The sequence below is a fragment of the Streptomyces nanshensis genome (genome assembly GCF_001751255.1).
Classification (GTDB): domain Bacteria; phylum Actinomycetota; class Actinomycetes; order Streptomycetales; family Streptomycetaceae; genus Streptomyces; species Streptomyces nanshensis_A.
In genome coordinates this window covers 1-3,120 of the sequence record NZ_LJGW01000336.1, presented here as the reverse complement: position 1 = coordinate 3,120, position 3,120 = coordinate 1, and the positions used below count along the sequence as shown (strand labels likewise).

The 3,120-nt window shown below is 72.3% G+C and carries 2 protein-coding genes; both read right to left on the bottom strand.

Features of this window, described 5'->3' with window-relative positions; all coding sequences use genetic code 11:
- Window positions 1–355: 355 nt before the first annotated feature.
- Window positions 356–2,248: a serine/threonine-protein kinase gene (locus AN218_RS19925; protein ID WP_070018258.1), complete on the bottom strand. Its 1,893-nt coding sequence runs from the start codon at window positions 2,246–2,248 to the stop codon at window positions 356–358.
- A 142-nt stretch (window positions 2,249–2,390) separates the two neighbouring features.
- Window positions 2,391–3,120 (bottom strand): DUF4328 domain-containing protein (locus AN218_RS19920; RefSeq protein ID WP_141747632.1); only part of this gene is annotated, 730 nt, incomplete at its 5' end.

Genomic DNA, 3,120 nt, shown 5'->3' with positions numbered 1-3,120 from the left:
GGAGATGGACTGGACGCCGATGGCCGTGCTTACCGCGCTCGCGGCGGTGCTGATCGCGGTGGGTCTGGCGGGCTTCCGGCACCGGGACCTGGAGACGAAGTAGCCGTCGCGGCAACGAGGTTGGCGGCGCCGAGGCGTCGGCGGAGCCGCGCGTGTGGGGGTGCGCAGGCGGAGCGGCGCGTGTGGGGGTGCGCCGGCGGAGAGGGCGAGCCCGGGACGGGGGTCCGGGTCCGCCCGCTTCCGCGCCGGGTTCCGGCCCGCCGGCCCTCCGGTTCCGCCAGCTTCCGCCCTTCCGGTTCCGTCCGCTTCCGCTGCTGTCCGCCTGCGCGTACGCCGTTCTCCCCTGCGCCGCCCGTCAGTTCGCCTTCGTGTACGCGAACTCCTTGCCGATCTCCTCGAACGTCCGCACAAGACGGCCGTCCTGGGCCTCCAGCGCGGCCGAGGGCCCGGTGAGGCACTCGCCCGTCGAGGCGTCCTTGTCGATGCGCGGCGGCCCGAGCCGTACGGGCTCCCCCGCGCCGCCCACCGAGAAGATGTCGGAGTTGGCCTCGCAGTGCTCGTCCGGGGCCTCGGAGACCATCCGGACGGACATGCTGCCCGCCTCCACCTGCTTGATCCGCAGCGTCTGTTCGCCGCCGCCGGGCAGTGGACGGGTCCAGTCGCCCAGGTACTCCTTCGGCAGCCGCTCCGGTTCCGGTACGCGGTGCAGGGTGGCCGTGCGCCCGGCGGCCGACCAGCGCAGCGTCGAGTCCGAGCGCCGGGTCAGCGTGTGCGAGCCGAGCGCGGAGCACTTGTTCTCGGGGACGCTCGTGACGACCTTGGTGTCCAGCTCGATCGACGTGCCGGCGGAGACGAGCTTGCCGTCGCTCTTGCACTCGTAGTCCGTGCCGAGGCTGATGCTGTTGGCCACGACCTCGCCGATCTTGCCCCGGGAGACCACGAACCGGCGGTGCTGGCCCGTCGGTTCGCCGTCCCGCTCGACCTCGCCGCTCCAGGTGCCGACGTAGCTCTCGGGGATGTCGGAGGACTGCTTCGAGCCGGCCTTCTCCGAGCCGAGCAGGGGCAGTTCGGCACCGGACGCGGCGAAGGCGACGCCCGCCACGACCGCCGCGGCCACCACTCCGAGCAGCACGCGGTTGCGCGGACGGCGCGAGGCGGGCACCCGCTCCGGGCCGGAGAACGCGGCGCTCTGGCCGGACTCCCCGGGCCCCTGCTGCGAACCTGCCGTCGAACCCGCCTGCGAGCCGCCGGAGTTGTGCGCCCCGGAACGGGGCAGCGCCGACGTGTGCGCCTCCGACGCGGCCGTACCGCCGGGCACCTCCGGCGCCCCCGAGCCCGAGGGCGGGGTGTCGGTGTCCAGCAACTGCACGGCGTGCCGGCCGAGTTCGGCGATGAGCGTCGCGGGAAGCCACGGCGCCGCGGCCGTGCCGGTGGAGATGGGCTGCACGCCCGCGATGACGTCCTCCGGCGCGGGCCGTTCCGCCGGGTCCTTCGCGAGACACGAGGCGATCAGCCCGCGCAGCGGCTCCTCGACGCCCTCCAGATCCGGGTCCTCCTGGGCGATGCGGAACATCACCGCGTGGATGCCGCCGCCCTCGCTGCCGAAGGGCGTACGTCCCGTCGCCGCGAAGGCGAGCACCGAGCCCATGCAGAAGACGTCGCTGGCCGGGGTGACCTGCTGGGCGCGGATCTGCTCGGGCGACATGTAGCTGGGGGAGCCCACGACGACGCCGGTGCCGGTCATCGTCGACTCGGGCAGGGCGTCCAGGGCCCGCACGATGCCGAAGTCGATGACGCGCGGCCCGTCGATGGTGACGAGGACGTTGGACGGCTTGAGGTCGCGGTGCACGATGCCCGCGCCGTGGATGTCGAGCAGCGCGCTGGAGAGTCCGTACGCGAGGGTGCGCACGGAGTTCTCGGGAAGCGCCCCCTGCCGGGAGACGACCTGTTCGAGGGAGGGTCCGGCGATGTAACCGGTGGCCACCCACGGGTTCTCCGCCTCGGTGTCGGCGTCCAGCACGGGCGCCGTCCAGCGTTCACCGACGCGGCGTGCGGCCTCGACCTCCAGCCGGAACCGCGAGCGGAACTCGTCCTCGGCGGCCAGTTCGGCCTTGATCAGCTTCACCGCGACCGTACGGCCGCCCTCCGAGCGCGCGAGGTAGACGCGGCCCATGCCGCCGGCGCCGAGTCTGCTCAACAGCCGGTAGCGGCCGATGGTTTGCGGATCGTCGGGCGCGAGCTCCGCCATCTTTCATCCCCCACGTCGGTCTTCGCTCTCTGCGCGTGAACCCTCTCACTGTCCGTCCGCAAGGTCACAGTCCGGCTGCCAACTTGTTCCCGTTTGATGCTCGCGGGCCTTCCGGCAGGTCAGCGGCCCGCCCCGGTGCGGCTCAGGCGCCGTGGCCGGTGAGACGGCGGTCCTGTACGGAGCTGACGCGGTTGACGACGAGCAGTGCGAGGAGTGTGGCGGGCAGACAGACGAACTCCGCGAACAGGGAGAGTCCGGCGGTGTCCTGGGCCGCGTTGACGCTGCCTTCCTCGTACCAGGCGTCGGTGTCCAGCAACAGGCAGAAGAGATAGGCGAGCCACAGCGTCCACCAACTGTTGATCAGTCCGCGCCGCACACGCGGCGGCTTCGGCCCGTAGCCGTACCACTGCGGCTGGGACGGATCGCTCGCCGTCCACACGTCGTTCATGATCTGCTTCGGGATGAACAGGTTGCACACCGGGATGTACCAGGCGCCGACGGCCATGCCCGAGCTGTAGCGCAGCCGGCCGGTGGTGAAGGACTCCGCGTTCACCCGGACCCGCCAGAACCAGATCGACCACATCACCATCAGGGCGATGGCCAGCAGCGAGCCGATGACGCTGACGGCCAGGCTGGCGCCCTGGAGGCTTCCGTAGCCGCTGATGGAGCTGACGGGGACGTCGACGAGGCCCGACCCGGCGTCTTCGAGGCTGGTGAGGACGGCGCCGTCGACGATCACGCCGATCCCCGCGACCAGCAGGTTGAGGCTGAAGAGCACCGTCAGCGTCTGCGCGAGCTTCCGCGGCGAGCGCGGGGGGTGCTGCGGCCGTGCGGGCGGGCCGCCGCCCTGGCCGGGACCGCCCGGACCGGGG

Bases quoted from the DNA above. Each gene is read 5' to 3' on its own strand.
- AN218_RS19925 (WP_070018258.1), bottom strand. From the start codon at position 2,248: ATGGCGGAGCTCGCGCCCGACGATCCGCAAACCATCGGCCGCTACCGG.